Source organism: Pseudomonas sp. GB2N2, assembly GCF_054897705.1.
The window spans coordinates 4,823,452-4,844,802 of sequence record NZ_CM142701.1 but is presented as its reverse complement, the minus strand read 5'-3'; the positions used below and the strand labels follow the sequence as shown (position 1 = coordinate 4,844,802).

20 protein-coding genes are annotated in these 21,351 nt (G+C 59.7%); 6 read left to right on the top strand and 14 right to left on the bottom strand.

The window, feature by feature from the left end:
• Window positions 1–63 precede the first annotated feature (63 nt).
• The 3 genes from ACYZT4_RS22410 to ACYZT4_RS22400 all read right to left on the bottom strand — a co-directional run bounded on the left by ACYZT4_RS22410 (window position 64) and on the right by ACYZT4_RS22400 (window position 3,347).
• A complete protein-coding gene (locus ACYZT4_RS22410) occupies window positions 64–993 on the bottom strand; it encodes an SdiA-regulated domain-containing protein (RefSeq protein WP_461983017.1) in 930 nt (309 codons plus the stop codon).
• Window positions 994–1,249: 256 nt separating this feature from the next.
• Window positions 1,250–1,915, bottom strand: a complete 666-nt coding sequence (locus ACYZT4_RS22405; protein WP_461983016.1) for a fumarylacetoacetate hydrolase family protein — start codon at window positions 1,913–1,915, stop codon at window positions 1,250–1,252.
• Between the two features lie 37 nt (window positions 1,916–1,952).
• Window positions 1,953–3,347: an FAD-binding oxidoreductase gene (locus ACYZT4_RS22400; RefSeq protein WP_461983015.1), complete on the bottom strand. Its 1,395-nt coding sequence runs from the start codon at window positions 3,345–3,347 to the stop codon at window positions 1,953–1,955.
• A 207-nt stretch (window positions 3,348–3,554) separates the two neighbouring features.
• Between ACYZT4_RS22400 and serA the strand changes: the two genes are divergently transcribed.
• Window positions 3,555–4,784 carry a phosphoglycerate dehydrogenase gene (gene serA / locus ACYZT4_RS22395; protein WP_461983014.1) on the top strand — a complete coding sequence of 410 codons (1,230 nt, stop codon included), beginning with the start codon at window positions 3,555–3,557 and terminating at the stop codon, window positions 4,782–4,784.
• A gap of 116 nt (window positions 4,785–4,900) precedes the next feature.
• Here serA and ACYZT4_RS22390 read toward each other — a convergent pair whose 3' ends face one another.
• Window positions 4,901–5,326, bottom strand: a complete 426-nt coding sequence (locus ACYZT4_RS22390; protein WP_461983013.1) for a DUF4399 domain-containing protein — start codon at window positions 5,324–5,326, stop codon at window positions 4,901–4,903.
• Window positions 5,327–5,461: 135 nt separating this feature from the next.
• Between ACYZT4_RS22390 and ACYZT4_RS22385 the strand changes: the two genes are divergently transcribed.
• Window positions 5,462–6,049, top strand: coding sequence for a transporter substrate-binding domain-containing protein (locus ACYZT4_RS22385; RefSeq protein ID WP_461983012.1), 588 nt, complete (start codon window positions 5,462–5,464; stop codon window positions 6,047–6,049).
• A 128-nt stretch (window positions 6,050–6,177) separates the two neighbouring features.
• Here the strand turns inward: ACYZT4_RS22385 and ACYZT4_RS22380 are convergent, their stop codons facing one another.
• Window positions 6,178–6,657 (bottom strand): 2-thiouracil desulfurase family protein, encoded by a 480-nt coding sequence (locus ACYZT4_RS22380; RefSeq protein ID WP_461983011.1) that lies wholly within the window; start codon window positions 6,655–6,657, stop codon window positions 6,178–6,180.
• Window positions 6,658–6,659: 2 nt separating this feature from the next.
• Window positions 6,660–7,292: a 2OG-Fe(II) oxygenase gene (locus ACYZT4_RS22375; protein WP_461983010.1), complete on the bottom strand. Its 633-nt coding sequence runs from the start codon at window positions 7,290–7,292 to the stop codon at window positions 6,660–6,662.
• 108 nt (window positions 7,293–7,400) lie between these two features.
• On the opposite strand from ACYZT4_RS22375, the gene ACYZT4_RS22370 reads away from it, so the two are divergent.
• Window positions 7,401–8,153, top strand: coding sequence for a DUF2059 domain-containing protein (locus ACYZT4_RS22370; protein ID WP_461983009.1), 753 nt, complete (start codon window positions 7,401–7,403; stop codon window positions 8,151–8,153).
• Between the two features lie 36 nt (window positions 8,154–8,189).
• Here the strand turns inward: ACYZT4_RS22370 and bipL are convergent, their stop codons facing one another.
• On the bottom strand, window positions 8,190–9,137 hold the full coding sequence (gene bipL, locus ACYZT4_RS22365; RefSeq protein ID WP_461983008.1) for a phospholipase BipL: 948 nt from the start codon (window positions 9,135–9,137) through the stop codon (window positions 8,190–8,192).
• A 97-nt stretch (window positions 9,138–9,234) separates the two neighbouring features.
• Between bipL and ACYZT4_RS22360 the strand changes: the two genes are divergently transcribed.
• Together ACYZT4_RS22360 and ACYZT4_RS22355 are read left to right on the top strand one after the other, a co-directional pair.
• Window positions 9,235–9,816, top strand: a complete 582-nt coding sequence (locus ACYZT4_RS22360) for a DUF6436 domain-containing protein (RefSeq protein ID WP_461983007.1) — start codon at window positions 9,235–9,237, stop codon at window positions 9,814–9,816.
• A gap of 113 nt (window positions 9,817–9,929) precedes the next feature.
• Window positions 9,930–12,341 (top strand): penicillin acylase family protein, encoded by a 2,412-nt coding sequence (locus ACYZT4_RS22355; protein WP_461983006.1) that lies wholly within the window; start codon window positions 9,930–9,932, stop codon window positions 12,339–12,341.
• A 135-nt stretch (window positions 12,342–12,476) separates the two neighbouring features.
• On the opposite strand, the gene ACYZT4_RS22350 is transcribed toward ACYZT4_RS22355, so the two are convergent.
• Window positions 12,477–13,442, bottom strand: a complete 966-nt coding sequence (locus ACYZT4_RS22350) for a GlxA family transcriptional regulator (protein ID WP_461983005.1) — start codon at window positions 13,440–13,442, stop codon at window positions 12,477–12,479.
• 188 nt (window positions 13,443–13,630) lie between these two features.
• Between ACYZT4_RS22350 and ACYZT4_RS22345 the strand changes: the two genes are divergently transcribed.
• Window positions 13,631–14,272, top strand: coding sequence for an HD domain-containing protein (locus ACYZT4_RS22345; protein WP_461983004.1), 642 nt, complete (start codon window positions 13,631–13,633; stop codon window positions 14,270–14,272).
• Window positions 14,273–14,317: 45 nt separating this feature from the next.
• Here ACYZT4_RS22345 and ACYZT4_RS22340 read toward each other — a convergent pair whose 3' ends face one another.
• The 6 genes from ACYZT4_RS22340 to ACYZT4_RS22315 all read right to left on the bottom strand — a co-directional run bounded on the left by ACYZT4_RS22340 (window position 14,318) and on the right by ACYZT4_RS22315 (window position 21,330).
• Window positions 14,318–15,208, bottom strand: coding sequence for an ABC transporter permease subunit (locus ACYZT4_RS22340; RefSeq protein WP_219095012.1), 891 nt, complete (start codon window positions 15,206–15,208; stop codon window positions 14,318–14,320).
• Window positions 15,205–16,086: an ABC transporter permease subunit gene (locus ACYZT4_RS22335; protein ID WP_461988765.1), complete on the bottom strand. Its 882-nt coding sequence runs from the start codon at window positions 16,084–16,086 to the stop codon at window positions 15,205–15,207. Before ACYZT4_RS22335 ends, ACYZT4_RS22340 begins: the two co-directional genes overlap by 4 nt.
• A 35-nt stretch (window positions 16,087–16,121) precedes the next feature.
• Complete coding sequence (locus ACYZT4_RS22330; protein ID WP_461983003.1) at window positions 16,122–17,264, bottom strand: ABC transporter ATP-binding protein; 1,143 nt, start codon at window positions 17,262–17,264, stop codon at window positions 16,122–16,124.
• Window positions 17,265–17,336: 72 nt separating this feature from the next.
• On the bottom strand, window positions 17,337–18,434 hold the full coding sequence (locus ACYZT4_RS22325; RefSeq protein WP_461983002.1) for a polyamine ABC transporter substrate-binding protein: 1,098 nt from the start codon (window positions 18,432–18,434) through the stop codon (window positions 17,337–17,339).
• A gap of 247 nt (window positions 18,435–18,681) precedes the next feature.
• Window positions 18,682–19,794: a polyamine ABC transporter substrate-binding protein gene (locus ACYZT4_RS22320; protein ID WP_461983001.1), complete on the bottom strand. Its 1,113-nt coding sequence runs from the start codon at window positions 19,792–19,794 to the stop codon at window positions 18,682–18,684.
• A 171-nt stretch (window positions 19,795–19,965) separates the two neighbouring features.
• Complete coding sequence (locus tag ACYZT4_RS22315; RefSeq protein ID WP_461983000.1) at window positions 19,966–21,330, bottom strand: aspartate aminotransferase family protein; 1,365 nt, start codon at window positions 21,328–21,330, stop codon at window positions 19,966–19,968.
• Window positions 21,331–21,351 lie beyond the last annotated feature (21 nt).

The window sequence follows — 21,351 nt, the reverse complement described above, 5'->3', positions numbered from 1 at the left end:
GAAGCTTAAAGGCCGCTGGGCTGGTCCTACAATTGAGCGTCGCGCGTCCTACGCCGTCCCGAATCAGTGCTGCTTTTCAAAACGGTAGAACAGGTTCGGCTCGCTCACCACGTACAGCGTGCCCGCCTCGTCCATGGTCACGCCTTCGGCGCGAGGAATGGTCTTCTTCAGACCGTTGAAGCCACCGAGCAAGGTCATGAAGCTCACCTGCTCGCCCTTCTCGTCCAGCTCCAGCAACAGATGGGACTCCGCGGACAGCACCAGCGTGTGGTGGGTGCGCGGGTCAAGCGCCAGGGCCGACAGGTTGCGGACATCCAGCGCGTCACTGGCCAGCTTCTGTTTGTCGCCGGTGAGCGTCAGGCCATCGGCGCTTTTCCAGGTGAACAACGCCGGTGGACGTTCCTCACCCAGCAGCATGTGCTTGTTTTGCGCGTCCCAGACGACCGCTTCGAACGCTTTGTTCTGGTCTTTCGACGGGCCGAGGTCGTACTTGGGGAAGTTGGCAATGTTCAGCTCGCGGGTTTGCGCGTCGACTTTGACGATGGTCAGCAAGTGCTCGCGCTCATCGACAATGGCCAGCAGACCGTTGCCCATGACCGTCACCGCTTCCGGATTACTCCAGCCCACCAGCGGGATTTTGCGCAGCACGTCGCCCTGCAGGGTCAGCTCGGCCAGGAACGGGTTCTTGCCCATCACCGAAAACAGGGTTTTGGTTTGAGGGTCGTAGGCGAGGTCGGACGCTTCGTCCTTTTCCATCCCGGTTAACGGTTTGGCATCGATCACTGCCCGGTAATCCGGGAGCCAGATACTGGCTTGGCGTTCAGCCGGGCTTACGAAACGCTCCTTCACCCAAATCACACCGCGATCATCCCAATGCATGGCGAATGCAAGGCCATACGCGGCGGCCAGGGCCAGCAATAACCAGGCATACCAACGCAGGAAAAAGCGCGGGCGACGGGCAGTATCAAGCGTGGGCAGCGGTTGGATGGCCATCGAGGAATGCGTTCCAGAAATTCAGGCTAAGGGTAATAGCACAATGGGCGCCAGCTCAGAGGGCGCAGGCCCCGGAATTATCCAGACGGGATGTGAAAAAAACGGCAAATGGCGGGATTGACCTGAATGGACGCCGGACACAATCCCTGTGGGAGCTGGCTTGCCAGCGATGGCGATTGAAAATTCAACACAGAGGTTGAATTGGCTGGCCTCATCGCTGGCAAGCCAGCTCCCGCACGGCTTTGTTGCATCTGATCTATCGGACGCTGCTAGTGAAACTGCTGGCGCCCGGCAACTCCAGCACGATCTCGTCGCCCACATTCAGCGGGCCAACACCCACCGGCGTGCCGGTGAGGATCACGTCGCCGGCCTGCAGCGAGAAGCAGCCGGCCATGTGCTGGATCATCGGCACGATCGGGTTGAGCATCGCGCTGCTGTTGCCATCCTGGCGCACTTCGCCGTTGATGGTCAGGCGAATGCCGATGTCGGTCAGGTCCGCAAAAGTGCTGCCGGATACGAACGGCGCGATGACTGCCGCGCCGTCGAACGATTTGGCAATTTCCCACGGCAGGCCTTTGGCTTTCAACTCGGCCTGCTTGTCGCGCAAGGTCAGGTCCAGCGCAGGGGCAAAACCGGAAATCGCGTCGAGCACTTCTTCACGGCTCGGCTTGGTCGACAGCGGCTTGCCGATCAACACGGCGATTTCCGCTTCGTAATGCACCGAACCGCGCTCGGTCGGAATGCTGAAACCACCTTCCAGCGGCACGACGCAGCTGCCCGGCTTGATGAACAGCAAAGGTTCTGTTGGGACCGGGTTGTCCAGTTCCTTGGCGTGTTCGGCATAGTTACGGCCGATGCACACCACTTTTCCCAGCGGGAAATGGATACGCGTACCGTCGACATACTGGTGCTGATAGCTCATTGCCCGACTCCTGGTTCGTTGCATTTAAGTTCAAAACTCAAACAGCGAAAATCTTGCCCGGGTTCATGATCCCGTTCGGGTCGAACACCGCTTTGAGCGCTTTCATGTACTCGATCTCAACCGGGGAACGGCTGTAGGTCAAGTAATCACGCTTGGTCATGCCCACGCCGTGTTCGGCGGAAATCGAGCCGTTGTACTTCTCCACGGTTTCGAACACCCATTTGTTCACGGTCGCGCACTTGGCGAAGAACTCGTCCTTGCTCAGGTTATCCGGCTTGAGGATGTTCAAGTGCAGGTTGCCGTCGCCGATATGGCCGAACCAGACAATCTCGAAATCCGGATAGTGTTGGCCGACGATCGCGTCGATTTCCTTCAGGAACGCCGGCACTTTCGACACGGTGACCGAAATGTCGTTCTTGTACGGTGTCCAGTGGGAGATGGTTTCTGAGATGTACTCGCGCAGCTTCCACAGGTTCTGCAACTGGGTTTCGCTCTGGCTCATCACGCCGTCCAGCACCCAGCCCTGCTCGACGCAATGCTCGAAGGTTTCCAGGGCATCGTTGGCCACTTCTTCGGTGGTCGCTTCAAATTCCAGCAGCGCATAGAACGGGCAATCGGATTCGAAAGGCGCTGGCACGTCGCCGCGCGCCAGGACTTTGGCCAGCGCTTTGTCGGAGAAGAATTCGAATGCAGTCAGGTCGAGCTTGCTCTGGAATGCGTGCAGCACCGGCATGATCGAGTCGAAATCGGTGGTGCCGAGGACCATCGCGGTGAGGTTTTTCGGCGCACGGTCCAGACGCATGGTCGCTTCGACGACAAAACCGAGGGTGCCTTCAGCACCGATGAACAACTGACGCATGTCGTAACCGGTGGCGTTCTTGATCAGGTCGCGGTTCAGCTCCAGCACATCGCCCTTGCCGGTGACCACTTTCATGCCGGCAACCCAGTTACGGGTCATGCCGTAGCGAATCACCTTGATCCCGCCGGCATTGGTGCCGATGTTGCCGCCAATCTGGCTCGAACCTGCGGAGGCGAAGTCCACCGGGTAATACAGGCCTTTTTCTTCGGCGACGTTCTGCAGATGCTCGGTCACGACGCCCGGCTGGCAAACGGCGGTGCGGTCGGTGAGGTTCACGTCAAGGATCTGGTTCATGTAGTCGAAGGACACGACCACTTCGCCATTGGCGGCCACGGCGGCGGCAGAAAGACCGGTGCGACCGCCGGACGGGACCAGGGCCACCTTGCGTTTATTGGCCCACAGGACAATGGCCTGGACCTGTTCGGTAGTCTTCGGGAACACGATCGCCGTAGGCGCCGGGGCGAAGTGCTTGGTCCAATCCTTGCCGTAAGCATTCAGGGAGTCGGCATCGGTCAGCACCTTGCCAGGCTCAACCAGGGTCTTCAGCTCATCAATCAGGGCAGGATTGGTCATCGACAGAACTCTCGAACAATTCATGGTCATCCTGAGAACGCTTCACGTCGCAGGAATGAGTGTTTAGCGGGGCGCCTATGCTAGCATACCGACCCCGCAGGGTAGTGCCGAAAGGCTGTTCTGCGGCGACGGCCTACTTGCCGTCCGGGTCAGCTCCAGGCTGCTCCATTTCCTGCCATTTTTCTCCGGGATACAGGGTTTACGCAGATGAGCAAGACTTCTCTCGATAAGAGCAAGATCAAGTTCCTTCTTCTCGAAGGCGTCCACCAATCGGCTGTCGACGTCCTCAAGTCGGCGGGCTACACCAGCATCGAGTACCTGACGGGTTCTCTGCCGGAAGCCCAGCTGAAGGAAAAGATTGCTGATGCTCACTTCATCGGCATTCGCTCCCGCACTCAACTGACCGAAGAGATCTTCGATCACGCGAAGAAACTCGTGGCGGTCGGGTGTTTCTGCATCGGCACCAACCAGGTTGACCTGAACGCCGCTCGCGAACGCGGGATTGCCGTGTTCAACGCGCCGTACTCCAACACGCGCTCCGTTGCCGAGCTGGTGCTGGCCGAAGCGATCCTGTTGCTGCGCGGCATCCCTGAGAAAAACGCTTCCTGCCACCGTGGCGGCTGGATCAAGAGCGCGGCCAATTCCTTCGAGATCCGCGGCAAGAAGCTCGGCATCGTCGGTTACGGCTCGATCGGCACGCAGCTGTCGGTCCTGGCGGAAGGCTTGGGCATGCAGGTGTATTTCTACGACACCGTGACCAAGCTGCCTCTGGGCAACGCCACCCAGGTCGGCAAGCTTCACGATCTGCTGGCCATGTCCGACATCGTCACCCTGCACGTTCCGGAAACCGCTGCGACCCAGTGGATGATCGGCGAGAAGGAAATCCGCGCCATCAAGAAGGGCGGCATCCTGATCAACGCGGCGCGCGGCACTGTGGTTGAGTTGCAAGCCCTGGCAGATGCGATCAAGGACAAGCACCTGATCGGCGCGGCCATCGACGTATTCCCGGTGGAGCCACGTTCCAACGACGAAGAGTTCGAAAGCCCGCTGCGTGGCCTGGACAACGTGATCCTGACCCCGCACATCGGTGGCTCCACCGCTGAAGCACAGGCCAACATCGGTCTGGAAGTCGCGGAAAAACTGGTCAAGTACAGCGACAACGGTACTTCGGTATCGTCCGTGAACTTCCCGGAAGTGGCCCTGCCGGCTCACCCTGGCAAGCACCGTCTGCTGCACATCCACGAGAACATTCCGGGTGTGATGAGCGAGATCAACAAGGTCTTCGCCGAAAACGGTATCAACATTTCCGGTCAGTTCCTGCAGACCAACGAGAAAGTCGGCTACGTGGTCATCGACGTCGATGCCGATTACTCGGAAATCGCCCAAGAGAAGCTGCAACACATCAACGGCACTATTCGTTGCCGCGTGTTGTTCTAGAAGGGCAGCTCCAAGCAGCAAGCTTAAAGCGGCAAGTTGAGTTGGCATTAGCTTGTAGCTTAAAGCTTAAAGCTTGCCGCTATAAAAAACGGGAGCCCCCTTGGGGCTCCCGTTTTTTATTTCACATTGACCGTGATCTTTTTCGACACGATCGGCGGATCGAACGGCATGTGACCGCTGTCACCCAGCTCCAGCTGCAGGGTGTGCTTGCCGGGAGCGAGCTTGATGGTGGCTTCAGTCTGCGCCTTGCCGAAGTGCATGTGGTTGGCATCCAGCGGAATCGGGGCGCCGGCAGCCGGTAACTTGTCGACGTCAATCAGCAGGTGATGGTGGCCGGTATTCTTGGTGACATCCCCAGCCGGGGCGAGCGAGACATCCTTGACGCCGAATTTGACCAGGAACTCCGGGCTGACCGTGGCGCCGTCAGCCGGGGAAACGATGAACACTTCCGCGCCCTTGGGGGCCGGTGTCGCAGCCGACGCCAGCACCGAGACGCCCATCAACAGGCCAGCCAATGCTGCTCGTGACATAAAGGTTTTCATTCTCTTCTCCAGTTTTTTCATAAAAACCGCGCGGCCATGACAACTTCACGGCCATTCGTTGTCGAAGGCTCACGACAACCATAGCAAAGCGAGCCTGAACCAGCGCATCGCGATAAATGTATTCAAGGAGTGACCATGCGCTTTTTGCCTGGCCTGATCTGCCTGTTACCCCTTTTGAGCCCTTTGGCTCATGCCGAACTGATTGACGATGTAAACGACCGTGGCGAATTGCGCATTGCCCTTGAGGCTAATACACCGCCCTTCAGTTTCAAGGACGACGGCAAACTCTCGGGCTTCGACGTCGAACTGGGCCAGCTCCTGGCCAACGAACTCGATGTGCGGGCCGACTTTGTCGTCACCGACGCCAGCGACCTGTTGACCGGCGTTGAAACCGGCAAGTACGACGTTGCGATCAACCACATAACAGAGACCCCGGAGCTCAAGGATCGTTTCGACTTCAGCGAACCTTACCTTCACACCAACGCGCTATTGATCGCTCAGAAAGATGAACCGCCGCAATCCATCCTGCTGGTGCAGTCGCTGACGGAAGAAAAGCCGAAAGTTGCCCCGGCGGTGAGTCTGGCGATTCCGTTTCAGAAGGGTAACCCGGCGTTTCATGCCAGCCTGGCGAGTGCGTTGCAGCGGATCAAGGCAGATGGGCGGATGGAGGCGCTGGAAAAAAAATGGTTCGAGGCGGATGCGGGTGCGGCGCCGAAACCCTGAGGCAACCTGCGACCCTGGTGATCACTGTGGGAGCCGGCTTGCCGGCGATGAGGCCATCACCTTCAAAGGTGATGTTGGCAGACAGGCCGCCATCGCTGGCAAGCCAGCTCCCACAGGTTTTGGGGGGTCTAGAGTTGTAGCGAGGCGGCTGCTTCGGCAAGCTCCAGCTCGCTGAACACCTGCACACCATGGCGCTTGAGCAACGCAGCGGTAACCCCTTCGCCACTGACCTTCACCCCGCTGAACGTCCCGTCGTAGGCCAGCAGATTCCCACATGACGGGCTGTTAGCCTTGAGCACGGCGATGCGGATGTCGTGCTTGCGCACCAGTTCCAGCGCCTGATACGCGCCGCTCAGAAACTGCGTGCTGACATCCTCGCCCTCGATCGTCATCACCAACGCCCGCCCCTCCAGCACTTCGCTACCCTGCCCGCCCGGAATCTCCGCCGCCGCCCGCGGCGTCGGCAACCCCCCGGCGACTTCCGGGCACAACGGCACGACACGACCTTCGTCGAGCCATTGTTGAAGCTGATCGAACGGCCCGCTGGCCCCGCCGTCGTAACGCACGCGGTGGCCCAGCAGGCAGCGGCTTACCAGAATTTTTTGCATGATCAGAACGGCTCGCTGCCACGACGGCGGAACCAGCCGGTCAATGACAGGCGATTCCGGGTCGCGGGCAGGACTTCGTGGGGCACCTCGCCCGAGAGGAATACCACCAGGCATCCGCCGGTAGGCACCACGTCGCGTTCGACGCCATCCTTGAGGTACAGGCGCAACTGTCCACCGTGTTCCGGCAACCAGCCTTCGTTGAGGTAGACCACCGCTGACACCGCGCGGCGGTCGTCGTCGCGGAAACGGTCGACATGCTTGAGGTAGAACGCGCCGGGCGGGTACAGCGCGAAATGGCTTTCGAAATTTTCGAGGCCGAGGAACAAACTGCGATTCATCGCTTCGCGCAGGCTGTCCATCAGCTCCAGATAACGGTTGCAAGCTAACGAATCACTCGGCTCGATCCATTGAATGTGGTCGCCACGTATCCCTTCACGAATCTCCGACGACGGCCCACGCCCCACGCCGGCCGGGGCCAATTCACCCTCGGCAGCACGTTTATGGCACTCAGCCGCCAGTTCCCGGGTCAGAGCCAGAGGCAGGAAAATATTCTGCTGCGACCAGCCGTGTTCAGCCAGGTCGTCGACGATACGTAACAGCAGCGGGTGGTCAGAGGATATTCGCATGGCGCGCATAGTATTCCTGTGCCCGAAAATCTGACAGAGCCGCGCGGCGGCTTGATACGAATTCTCGACAAGTCTGTATGCCACACGGAGAATAGTCGCCTGCTGACAGGAGTCCCTATGCGCCGTTTGCTTTTTTCCATGTTGATGTTCTGCGTTATGCCCGCCTGGGCAGACGGCCACGACCAGTTGTACAAGGTAGCCGGCTGGCCGGAACAACGCGCGCATTTCAACGACGCCCTTTCGGCCGCTCAGCAGCGTTACCAGAACAGCCTGCCGCCCGCGGTGTTCCAGGCCCTGGTCAACAATAGCAACCAGCGCTTCGCGCCGCAGGCCGTCGACCAGCGTGCCGAAGCGCAATTACGCAAAACCCTGGCCGATCCGAAACCTGCCCTGACGTTCTTCCAGTCGCCACTGGGCAAGAAAATCGTCGCGGCCGAGTTACTGGCGACCCGTCGTGATCAACTGGCGAAAAATGCCAAGGGCCTGCCCAAGATCCAAGCCAGCGACAGCCGCATGCTGATCATTGGTCACCTGGCTCAGGCGCTGCCGGCGAAAGAGGCCGGCGCGGAGGTCAGTCTGGCGATTGCCGGTGTGGCGGCGGACAGCTTGAGCTCGATGATTCCCGGACTCCTTGGCGGCGGTCAGGCGCAAGGCTTGTTGAACGGTCAGCGCCAGCGTTTGATGGATCAGATCGGCAGCGACCTCAACAACACGCTGCTGTATGTCTATCGCGACCTGTCGGATAACGAGCTGGAAGAGTTCGCCACGTTTGCCGAGTCGGCTGAGGGCAAGGCGTATTACCAGGCGGCGCTGGCGGCGATTCGGGCGGGGTTGGCGGTGGGGCAGAGTCCTTCGAATCTAAGCCAGTAATCTGCGGCGCCTGAAAGGGCCTCATTGCCAGAATCACTAAAGATTTCGGCCTTTGATCCGCTTGGTCAAAAACCCGAAATACTCCCCCCGCAACGCCGCACTCTCATTCGCCAAATGATGCCGCCCTTGCGGCAACATCAACACCTGCGGCCGATCGAACTTCGCTTTCAACACCTCAAGGTTGTGCTGCCAATCCACCGTCATGTCCGCCTGCCCCTGTACGATCAATGGCCGCCGAGTGCTGGCCGGCGCGGCTTCGATGCGCTTGATCCAGCGCGCCAGTGCACCGACCCAGGCCGTCGGCAGGCGCAGCGGCTGTAACGGATCGGCCTGCAGGAACGGCAGGAAGTCCGGGTCGTTGGAATTTTCGCTGAAACGCCGGGCGATGGCGTTGACGAAAGGCTTGAGCAGGTAATAACTGAGCTGCGACCAACCCCAGGCGCGCGGTCTCACCAGCGGCGACAGCAGAATCACCTGCCCCTGGGCCGGACTGTTCGCGCCTGCGTTGAGCACATGATCGATCACGATCGCGCCGCCGGTACTTTGCCCGCAGAGGTGCCACGGCTGCGGCAGATCGAGGGATTTCGCCTCGGCGAACAGCCCTTGCAGGGTGTCCTGGTACTCGGCAAAATCCTTGATGCTCGCCCGCTCGCCGCTGGACAGACCGTGCCCCGGCAAATCGCAGGCAATCACCGCGAAGCCCTGATCCAGCGCCCACTCGATCACATGCCGGTACAGCCCGGTGTGATCGTAGAAACCGTGGAACACAAACAGCGTCGCCTTCGCCCGCTCCGGCCACCAGAGCTGGCTGACCAGCTCATAACCATCGAGCTCGAAACGCCCCAAGCCACTGCGCAACTCACGCCCCGGAAAATCCAGTCCATAAAACTGCTGATAAGCCAGCGCCTCTTCAGATAGCGGCTGCCACTCGGCCAACGGCCGCAGGCCGGCACGCAGATGATCAGGGTCGAAAGTGGCGGACATGAGCGATTCCAAAGCACGAAGCGGACTTTATAAGCCTGCGATATTCATCTGTCGCGGCAAGCATGGCAAGCTGAGCGACCTTCGAGGATCGCCCCCCATGCGTTCGCCCTACCGCACCCCACTGCTTGCCAGCCTGCTCGTCCTCGTCTGCGCCGGTGTTTTGTGGGCGGCTTACGACTGGTTTCAGGGACGCTATTTGCGTGCGTTCAGTGAACACACGGCCGTGTTTTCCGGCGACCCGTTGCGCTTGCCCGACAACCACGCCGGCCCCGGCGCCATCCGCCTCGTGCATTTCTGGGACCCGGCCTGCCCGTGCAACGTCGGCAATCAACAGCACCTCAGCGAACTGGTCGAACGCTATGTACCGCAAGGCGTCGAGTTCTACGCGGTGCAAAAACCCGGCAGCCACGGCCAGTTGCCCAGCACCTTGAGCAGCCTGAAACCCCTCGCCGTCCTACCGGGCTCGGAACAGATTCCCGCCAGCCCTGCCGTGGCGATCTGGGACCGCAGCGGCAAACTGGCGTATTTCGGCCCGTACAGCGAAGGCCTGACCTGCAATTCGAACAACAGCTTTATCGAGCCAATCCTGCAAGCTTTGAACGAAGGCCGCACGGTGAGTGCCACGCACACGCTGGCGGTCGGCTGTTACTGCCCGTGGCCTGTCGATACACCGAAGTAGCGACAAACAAGGCAACACGAATCCCTCCTACGGATGATGGGCGGATGCAGCGGGTCGTGTTAAACAGTGTCGCCAGGGAATTGCCGCACTCAAAACAAGAACAAGGAATCACCATGAAACGTCTCCTGACTGTCCTCTTGCTGCTGATCGTCGTGCTCGCCGCGGGCGTCGGCGGGTACGTCTACAGCAAGCAGCCGACACGCCAGGGCATGGTGGAACTGCAACACCTGCAAGGCTCGGTGACCGTGCGTTACGACGAGCGCGGCGTCCCGCACATCCGCGCCGAAAACGAGATCGACCTGTATCGTGCCCTCGGCTATGTGCACGCTCAGGATCGGCTGTTCCAGATGGAAGTCCTGCGCCGCCTCGCCCGTGGTGAACTGGCCGAGGTGCTGGGCCCGAAACTGCTCGGCACTGACAAATTGATGCGCAGTCTGCGCATTCGCGAACGCGCCGAAACCTACCTCGCGAATATGGACAAGCAGTCGCCAGCGTTCATCGCCATGCAGGCCTATCTCGATGGCATCAACCAGTATCAGGACAGCCACGCAAAACCCGTGGAGTTCGATGTGCTGGGCATTCCGAAACGCCCGTTCACCGCGCAAGACACCATCAGCATCGCCGGTTACATGGCCTACAGTTTTGCCGCGGCGTTTCGCACCGAACCGTTGCTGACCTACGTCCGTGATCAATTGGGTGCCGAGTACCTCAACGTCTTCGACCTCGACTGGCAGTCCAAAGGTGTGCTGACGAAAAACACCAGCGGCGCCGTGCCGGCCCTCGCCAGCGCCGACTGGAAAGACCTCAACGCCCTCGCCCGCCTCAGCGAACAGTCATTGGCCGACAACGGCTTGCCGCAGTTCGAAGGCAGCAACGCCTGGGTCGTTTCCGGCAGCCGGACTCAAAGTGGCAAGCCGCTGCTCGCAGGTGATCCGCATATCCGCTTCTCCGCGCCGTCGGTGTGGTACGAAGCGCAGCTCTCGGCGCCGGGCTTCGAACTCTACGGGCACTATCAGGCATTGATGCCGTTCGCCTCGCTGGGGATGAACCGCGAGTTCGGCTGGAGCATCACCATGTTCCAGAACGACGACCTCGACCTGATCGCCGAGAAGGTCAACCCGGACAACCCCAATCAAGTGTGGTATCGCGGCCAGTGGGTGGACATGACCACCAGCGAACAGCAGATCGCGGTCAAGGGTCAGGCGCCGGTGACATTGACGCTGCGCCAGTCGCCGCACGGGCCGATCGTCAACGATGCGCTGGGCACCGCCGCCGGCAAAACGCCAATCGCCATGTGGTGGGGTTTTCTCGAAAGCCAGAACCCGATCCTCGACGGTTTCTACCAGCTCAACCGCGCCGACACCCTGGCCAAGGCGAGAACCGCCGCCGCCAAGGTGCAGGCACCGGGTCTGAACATTGTCTGGGCCAACGCCAAGGGCGACATCGGCTGGTGGGCGGCGGCGCAATTGCCCAAGCGTCCGGAGGGCGTGCGGCCGTGGTTCATCCTCGACGGCAGCAGCGCTGAAGCGGACAAGGACGGTTTCTACCCGTTCAGCGCCAACCCGCAGGAAGAGAACCCGGCGCGTGGATATATCGTCTCGGCCAACTTCCAGCCCGTGTCGCCGACCGGCATGGAAATCCCCGGTTACTACAACCTGGCTGATCGAGGTCAGCAGCTCAATCGCCAGCTCGCCGATAAATCCGTGAAGTGGAATCTGGAAACCAGCCAGCAGCTGCAACTGGGCACTACAACCGCCTACGGGCCCCGCTTGCTCGCGCCGTTGTTGCCCGTGCTGCGCGACGTGGTGATCGATCCCGCCGAACTCAAACTGGTGGAGCAACTGGCGCAATGGACCGGCGACTACCCGCTGGATTCCACCAGCGCCACGCTGTTCAACCAGTTCCTGTTCAACTTCGCGGACGCGACCATGCACGATGAGTTGGGCAACGACTTCTTCGAAACGCTGCTCTCGACCCGGGTGATCGACGCCGCGCTGCCGCGTCTGGCCGCGAGCCCCGACTCGCCGTGGTGGGACAACCGCAACACCTCTGCAAAGGAAACCCGCGTCGACACGGTGAAAGTGGCGTGGCAAGCGAGCATCGCGCACCTCAAGACCACGCTGGGCAATGACTTTGCGCAATGGCAGTGGGGCAAGGCGCACACGCTGACCCATGGTCATCCGCTGGGGCAGCAGAAGCCGCTGGACCGGATTTTCAATGTCGGCCCGTTCGCGGCACCGGGCTCGCATGAAGTGCCGAACAACCTGTCGGCGAAGATCGGGCCGGCGCCATGGCCGGTGACTTACGGGCCGTCCACCCGACGCCTGATCGACTTCGCCGACCCGGCCCACAGTTTGACGGTTAACCCGGTGGGCCAGAGTGGTGTGCCGTTTGACCGTCATTACGAGGATCAGGCGGAGGCGTATGTCGAAGGCATGTACTTTCAAGCGCATCTTGATGAGGTGGAAGTGACGGCGAATACGCGGAGTACGTTGAAGCTGTTGCCTGCGCGAGCTGTGCCTTAGTTTTTTGTTGTCTGGGCCGACGCCATCGCGAGCAGGCTCACTCCTACAGTTGACCGGGTTGCCTAAACGGACTCGGTCAACTGTAGGAGTGAGCCTGCTCGCGATGAGGCCCTTGTAGGCGACACAAAATGTCCGCTAAACCATCACCGCAAAATTCAACCTGAACTGCTGTGGCGTCACACCGAGCCGGCGGTTGAATACCGTGCGCATGTGCTGGGCATCGCGAAACCCGCATTGATAGGCCACTGTCTTTAGCGGCGAATGGGTGCTTTCCAGCATCACCCGCGCCGCATCCACCCTCGCCCGTTCGACGAACTCTGCCGGGGTGATTTTCGCTTCCTTGGCAAACACCCGGGAAAAGTTGCGCGCGCTCATGTTGGCCGCGTTGGCCAGATCCGCGATGGTCAGGTCGCCCGTCAGATTGGCCAGCACGTGCAGCTGAACCAGCGCCACCGCCGAGGTCGGCTCGGCATGGGGCGTGAGGAATGGACTGAACTGTGACTGCCCGCCCGAACGCTGGGTGAACACCACCAAGCGCTTGGCCACGCTCAACGCCACTTCCGGTCCATGGTCCCGGGCCAGCAGGTACAGCGACAAATCGATACCCGCCGTGACGCCGGCCGAGGTGTAGAGCTCGCAGTCCTGGACGTACAAGCGGTCGGCTTCGACCTGAGTCGACGGGCATAGCGCCGCGAGCGCCGCCGCATCGCCCCAATGCGTCGTCACGGTGCGCCCCTCGAGCAAACCGGCCCGCGCAAGCATGAACGCGCCGTTGCAGATCGAGCCAAACCGTCGCGCCCGTGCGCTGGCATCCCGCAGCCAGGCATTGAAGGCTGCACCGAAATCCATGAACGGCAACTGCGGCCCACCGGCCACCAGCAACAGGTCGTACGCCTCCAGCGCCTCGCTGAAGTGCCGATGGGCGTTGAGCGACAAACTGTTGGAGCACGGCATCATCCCGCGCTCGACGCCGATCACGTCCAGCCGATAGTGATCCTCCGGCGCCAGGAAACGATTGGCCTCGGCAAACACATCCATGGGACCGGTGACGTCCAGCGACTGAACGCCGGCGAAGACCACGATGGCAACGGTTTTACTCATGGCAGGACTCGCCCTCAATGGCTCGGAATGCACGCAAACTTAGCCAATCCGCGCCCAACAAGCGAGGTTGGCGCGATATGCCGCTTCATTGGCAAGGATCGCAGCCATGGTCCGATTGTTCGGTCCGGGGGGTGAGAACAGACTGGTTCCATCAGCGCCGCCACGGCGTTCCCCACGAGGACAGCACCATGAGCAGCACCATCGCCGGTATTAAAATCCCCGACAGCGCATTGGCCAAGGCCACCACCGAATACATCCGCGACGTCGAATCCGACCTGCTTTACCACCACTCGCGCCGAGTGTTTCTGTTCGGTGCATTGAGCGGTGAGCGCAAGCAACTGACCTACAACCCGGAGTTGTTGTACGTCGGTGCGATGTTCCATGACCTGGGTCTGGTAGAAGGTCATCGCAGCGACAATGAACGTTTCGAAGTCGACAGCGCCAACGCCGCCAAGGCGTTCCTCAAGCCTTACGGTTTCAGTGATGACGACATCGAGCAAGTGTGGTTGTCGATTGCCCTGCACACCACCCCGAATGTGGTGCATCACTTGCGTCCCAATGTGGCCCTGGTGACCGCAGGTGTGGAAATGGATGTGCTGGGTATCGACTACGCCGCGTTTCCCACCGCGCAACGCGAAGCAGTGGTGCATGCGCATCCACGCGGTGAAGGGTTCAAGGAGTGCATCCTGTGTGCATTCGCCAACGGCTTCAAACACAAGCCGGATACCACGTTCGGTACGGTGAATGCCGATGTGCTGGTGGACAGCGAGCCGGGGTTCAAGCCGATGAACTTCGTCGAGATCATCCGCAAATCCCCGTGGGTGGCGTAAAGCCTGACCGTTCCCACGCTTCGCGTGGGAACGATCATTACCGGCTCAAGCCGCTTCCGGCGCCGGTGCGCGACGCACGTCCGGTTGCTTCCACGAGTCGGCAGCACTTTCTTCGATGGCTTGCTGGATCGCACGCTTGCGCGCTTCTTCGGCACGGCGGCTGAAGAACCATACCAGGAAGGTCATCAGCGACACCGCCAACAGAATCAGGCTGGCCACGGCGTTGATCTCGGGTTTAACCCCCAGGCGCACCGCCGAGAACACTTCCATCGGCAAGGTCGTCGACCCCGGACCCGACACGAAGCTCGCCAACACCAGGTCATCCAGCGACAAGGCGAAGGACATCATGCCGCCCGCGCCCAGCGAGGGCGCGATCATCGGGATGGTGATCAGGAAGAACACCTTCCACGGCCGCGCGCCGAGGTCCATCGCCGCTTCTTCGATGGACAGGTCCAGCTCACGCAAGCGCGCAGACACAACGACCGCCACATACGCCGCACAGAACGTGGTGTGGGCAATCCAGATGGTGACGATGCCGCGTTCCTGCGGCCAGCCGATCATCTGCGCCATGGCCACGAACAGCAGCAACAGCGACAGACCGGTGATCACTTCGGGCATGACCAGCGGCGCGGTGACCAGGCCACCGAACAGCGTGCGACCCTTGAAGTGGGTGATGCGGGTCAGGACGAACGCGGCCAATGTACCCAGCGCCACCGCGGCAACCGCCGTGTAGCAGGCGATTTCCAGCGAGCGCACCACCGAGCCCATCAGTTGCGTGTTGTCCATCAGGCCGACGTACCACTTGATCGACCAGCCGCCCCACACTGTCACCAGTTTCGAGGCGTTGAACGAGTAGATCACGAGGATCAGCATCGGCGCGTAGATGAACAGCAGACCCGCGACCAGCATGAAACTTGAGAAACGGAAGCGTTTCATTCCTTGCCCTCCATTTCTTTGGCTTGACTACGGTTGAACAGGATGATCGGCACGATCAGGATCAGCAGCATGACCACTGCCAGCGCAGACGCCACCGGCCAGTCACGGTTGTTGAAGAATTCTTGCCAGAGCACTTTACCGATCATCAGGGTTTCCGGACCGCCGAGCAGTTCCGGAATCACGAACTCACCCACCACCGGAATGAACACCAGCATGCAGCCAGCGACGATGCCGTTCTTGGACAGCGGAATGGTGATCTTCCAGAAGCTGTTGAAGGTGCTTGAACCCAGGTCGGATGCGGCTTCCAGCAGGCTGTGGTCGTGCTTCACCAGGTTGGCGTAGAGCGGCAGGATCATGAACGGTAGATAGGAGTAAACGACCCCAATGTAGACCGCGAGGTTGGTGTTGAGGATCTGCAGCGGTTCGTTGATCCAGCCCATGGTCATCAGGAAACCGTTGAGCAGGCCGTTGTTGCTGAGGATGCCCATCCACGCGTAAACGCGGATCAGGATCGCAGTCCAGGTCGGCATCATGATCAGCAACACCAGCACCGTTTGCATCTCTTTGCGGGCACTGGCAATGGCGTAGGCCATCGGGTAGCCGATCACCAGGCAGAGGATGGTGCTGATCAGCGCCATCTTCAGCGAGCCAAGGTAGGCGGCGATGTACAACTCGTCGTCGCCGAGCATCGCGTAGTTGCCGAGGTTGAGCAGCACCTGCAGTTTCTGTTCAACGAAACTGTAGATCTCGGTGTACGGCGGAATGGCCACGTCGGCTTCGGCGAAGCTGATCTTCAGGACGATGAAGAACGGCAGCATGAAGAACATGAACAGCCAGATGAACGGGACCCCGATGACCAGCTGACGGCCACCGGGAATTATTCGGTTGAGGCGGCGTTTGAATTTGCGCATGTTCATGAGCGAAGTACCACGCCGCTGTCGTCTTCCCAGTACACGTAAACCTGGTCACCCCAGGTTGGACGCTGGCCACGACGCTCGGCATTGGCGACGAACGACTGGACGATCTTGCCGCTCGGCAATTCGACGTAGAACACCGAGTGGCCGCCGAGGTAGGCGATGTCGTGCACCTTGCCGCTCGACCAGTTGTATTCGCAGGTCGGCTGGGTCGGGGTTACCAGCAGTTTTTCCGGACGAATCGCGTAAGTCACGGACTTGTCCTGCACCGAGGTACTGATGCCGTGGCCGACGTAGATTTTGCGGTCGAGGTCTTTGCAGGTGATGATCGCGTGGCCTTCGGCGTCGTCGATCACTTCACCGTCGAAGATATTGACGTTGCCGATGAATTCGCAGACCAGGCGGCTGGTCGGAGTTTCGTAGATGTCGATCGGGCTGCCGATCTGGGCGATCCAGCCCAGGTGCATGATCGCGATGCGCTCGGCCATGGTCATGGCCTCTTCCTGATCGTGGGTCACCATGACGCAGGTGACGCCGACGCGCTCGATGATCTCGACCAGCTCAAGCTGCATTTGCGAACGCAGTTTCTTATCCAGTGCGCCCATCGGTTCGTCGAGCAGCAACAGCTTCGGCCGCTTGGCCAGGGACCGCGCCAACGCCACACGCTGACGCTGGCCACCGGACAACTGATGCGGCTTGCGCTTGGCGTACTGCGTCATCTGCACCAGCTTGAGCATGTCCGCGACACGGGCATCGACTTCAGCGGCGGGTATCTTGTCCTGCTTGAGGCCGAAGGCGATGTTCTGAGCCACGGTCATGTGCGGGAACAAGGCGTAGGACTGGAACATCATGTTGATAGGCCGCTCGTACGGCGGCATATCGGTGATGTCTTCGCCATCGAGGAAAATGCGCCCCTCCGTGGGCCGTTCGAAACCTGCGAGCATGCGCAGCAAGGTGGACTTGCCCGATCCCGAGCCGCCGAGCAGGGCGAAAATCTCGCCTTTCTTGATTTCCAGGGACACATCGTCCACGGCAATCGTCTCGTCGAACTTCTTCGTGACCCGGTCGATTTTGACCAGCACCTGTTTAGGTGTCTGGTCGCCCTCGAGGGCTTTCTTATAGGCGCCGGAGGCAACTGCCATTTACAAAACTCCCAAAAAAAAGAGTGCAGTTCGCTCAAGGTGAGCCAACCCTGGATAGTTTGAGCTCTGAAACTATTTACCCGTCTTGACCTTGGTCCAGCTGCGGGTCATCAATCGTTGAATGTTTGGTGGTAATTCGACCGACACGTAGGTCTTGTCGAGGACTGCTTGCGGCGGATAAACCGACTCGTCGGTACGGATGGACTGTTCCATCAGCTTGTCCGACCCGGGGTTGGGGTTGGCGTAACCGACGTAATCACTGACCTGCGCGATGACTTCAGGTTTCAGCAAATAGTTGATGAAGGCGTGCGCCTCTTTGACGTTGGCCGAATCCTTTGGAATCGCCAGCATGTCGAACCACAGCGCGCCACCTTCCTTCGGAATGGTGTAGGCGATGTTCACACCCTTCTTCGCTTCCGCCGCGCGGTTGCGGGCCTGGAACATGTCGCCGGAGAAACCGATGGCGATACAGATGTCGCCGTTGGCCAGGTCTGCGATGTACTTGGAGGAATGGAAGTAAGTGACGTACGGCCGCACTGCCAGCAACTTGGCTTCGGCTTTTTTGTAATCGTCGGGGTTGGTGCTGTTGGCGTTGAGACCCATGTAGTTGAGGACGGTGGGCATCATTTCATCGGCGGAATCGAGGAACGCCACGCCGCAGTTGTGCAGTTTCTTGATGTTTTCCGGTTCGAACACCACAGCCCAGGAGTCGATCTTGTCGACACCCAGTACCGCCTTGATCTTGTCGACGTTGTAACCGATGCCGTTGGTGCCCCACAGGTACGGCACGGCGTACAAGTTACCCGGATCATTCTGCTCCAGACGCTTGAGCAGCACCGGGTCGAGGTTGGCATAGTTGGTCAGCTTCGACTTGTCGAGCTTCTGGAACGCGCCAGCCTTGATCTGTTTGCCAAGGAAGTGGTTGGACGGCACGACCACGTCATAGCCGGTACGCCCGGCCAGCAACTTGCCTTCCAGGGTTTCGTTGGAGTCGAAGACGTCGTAGACCGGTTTGATGCCGGTCTCTTTCTGGAAATCGGCCAGGGTGGTCGAACCGATGTAGTCCGACCAGTTATAAATATGCACGGTACCGACAGCCTGGACACTGACAGCAAGCGTCAGCCCCGCGCCGAACAGCATGGCATTGCGCAACAAAGAAAAAATAGGCACGTGGCGGTCCTCTAAAATTAGTTGGGCCCAAGTTGCCCCGCGTTACATGACAGTCATGGCAGTCATGGCTGCCCGGCAACAAAACCGGCGCGCAACTTACCCTCGAAAAACCGTTCCAGCAAACTTTATGAAGATCTGTAGCAGCTGCCGCAGGCTGCGTTCAACTGCGGAGCAGTTGTGCTGTTGAAATCGCGGAGGTCCTTCGGACCTCAACGCAGCCTTCGGCAGCTGCTACAGGTTTTACGGCTTACTTACCGGATTTGATCTTGGTCCAGCTGCGAGTCAGGATTCGCTGGGTCGCGGCCGGCAAGTCGGCAATCGCGTACAGCTTGGCCTGCACGTCGGCTGGCGGGTAGATGCCCGGATCACCGGTGATGTCTTTTTCAACCAGCGGCGTGGCAGCCGCGTTACCGTTCGGGAAGCGCACGGCGTTGGTGATGGCCGCCATGACTTCCGGCTTCTGCAGATAAGTCATGAACTTGTAGGCGCCTTCGACGTTTTCGGCATCTTTAGGGATGGCGACCATGTCGTAGAAACTGCCGGCACCTTCTTTCGGAATGTTGTAGCTGACTTTGACCTTGTCGCCGGCTTCAGCCGCGCGGGACTTGGCCTGGTAGATGTCACCCGAATAACCGACGGCTACGCAGATGTTGCCGTTGGCCAGATCGGAGATGTACTTGGACGAGTGGAAGTAGGCGATTGAAGGACGGACTTTCAACAGCAGGGCTTCTGCCTTGTCGATGTCTTCTTTCTTCTGGCTGTCGGTTGGCAGGCCCAGGTAGTGCAACGCCGCCGGAATCATCTCGGTCGGCGAATCCAGCAGGCTGATACCGCACGACTTCAACTTGGCGGCGTTTTCAGGCTTGAAAATCAGGTCCCAGGAATTGGTCGGGGCATCGGCGCCCAATGCAGCCTTGACCTTTTCGGCGTTGAAGCCGATACCGATCGAACCCCACATGTACGGGAAAGCATGTTCGTTGCCCGGGTCGCTCACCGACACCGCTTTGAGCAGGTCGGGGTTCAGGTTTTTCCAGTTAGGCAGCTTGGACTTGTCCAGCTTCTGGTAAACGCCGGCCTTGATCTGCTTGGCCAGGAAGTTGTTCGACGGGACGACGATGTCGTAGCCGGACTTGCCTGCCAGCAACTTGGCTTCGAGGGTTTCGTTACTGTCAAAAACGTCGTACACCACCTTGATCCCGGACTCTTTCTCGAAGTTCGCGATGGTGTCCGGAGCGATGTAATCGGACCAGTTATAGACGTGCAACACCTTGTCGTCCGCCTGAACTGCACTCGCCATTATGCCCATCAGGGACATGGCGAGGAGTGTCTTGCCAGCAAGCTTCTTTCCTAATGCCTTCATGCGTAATGCTCCAAATTTTTTTCTTTTTTGAACCACTTTGTTCAGCGGCCGAATCCGGGCAACTGGAACCGCGGCTAGTCTGGCAAGATCCGGGGCGGTCTTTCAAGGAAAGGCCGCCCCTTATGACTGCGCCGAGCGAAAGTTTCATGTCTGCCGCTCAGAGCCTAGCACTTAGCCCTGCAATGCACTGAGGGTCAGGTCCAGGCACTTGCGAGCCTTTGTTACCAGCTCATCGATCTCAGCCTTGGAAATCACCAGCGGCGGAGAAATGATCATGGTGTCGCCCACGGCACGCATGATCAGGCCATTGTCGAAGCAGAACGTGCGGCAAATCATGCCGACGCCCTTGCCTTCGTAACGCTTGCGCGTGGCCTTGTCCTGAACCAGTTCGATAGCCCCCAACAGACCGACCCCACGCACTTCCCCCACCAGCGGGTGATCGCTCAGTTCCCGTAGACGCTTTTGCAAATAGGGTGCCGTTTCTGCATGCACGCGCTCGATAATTTTTTCTTCGCGCAGGATGCGGATGTTTTCCAGTGCGACGGCAGCCGCCACCGGGTGACCGGAGTAAGTGAAACCGTGGTTGAAATCGCCGCCTTCATTGAGCACAGCCACCACTTCGTCACGCACGATCAGGCCACCCATCGGGATGTAGCCGGAGGTGAGTCCCTTGGCGATGGTCATCATGTCGGGCTTGAGGTCGTACAAATCTGCACCGAACCACTCGCCGGTGCGGCCGAAACCGCAGATCACTTCGTCCGCCACGAACAGGATGTCGTACTTGGCGAGGATTTCCTTGATACGCGGCCAGTAGCTGTCTGGCGGAACGATCACACCGCCGGCGCCCTGGATTGGCTCGGCAATAAAGGCACCGACGTTATCCACGCCGATTTCCAGAATCTTCTCTTCCAGCTGATTGGCTGCCCACACACCGAACGCTTCTGGTGTCATGTCGCCGCCTTCGCCGAACCAGTAAGGCTGGGCGATGTGGACGATCCCCGGGATCGGCAAGTCGCCCTGTTCGTGCATGTAAGTCATACCGCCCAGGCTCGCGCCGGCCACGGTGGAACCGTGATAACCGTTCTTGCGGCTGATGATGACTTTCTTGTTCGGCTGGCCTTTGATCGCCCAATAGTGGCGGACCATACGCAGCATGGTGTCGTTGCCTTCAGAACCGGAACCGGTGAAGAACACGTGGTTCATGCCTTGCGGCGCGATGTCGGCAATCGCCTTGGCCAATTCCAGTACCGGTGGGTGAGCGGTCTGGAAGAACAGGTTGTAATAAGGCAGTTCGCGCATTTGTTTGCTGGCGGCATCGGCCAGTTCATCGCGACCGTAGCCGATTGCTACACACCACAGGCCGGCCATGCCGTCGAGGATCTTGTTGCCTTCGCTGTCCCAGAGGTAAACACCCTTGGCGCTGGTGATGATCCGCGGGCCCTTCTCTTTCAGCTGTTTGAAGTCGCTGAACGGGGCCAGGTGGTGATCATTGCTCAGGGCTTGCCATTCACGGGTTTGCGGGTTGTTACTGGTCATGCGAACTCTCCTAAGATTTCA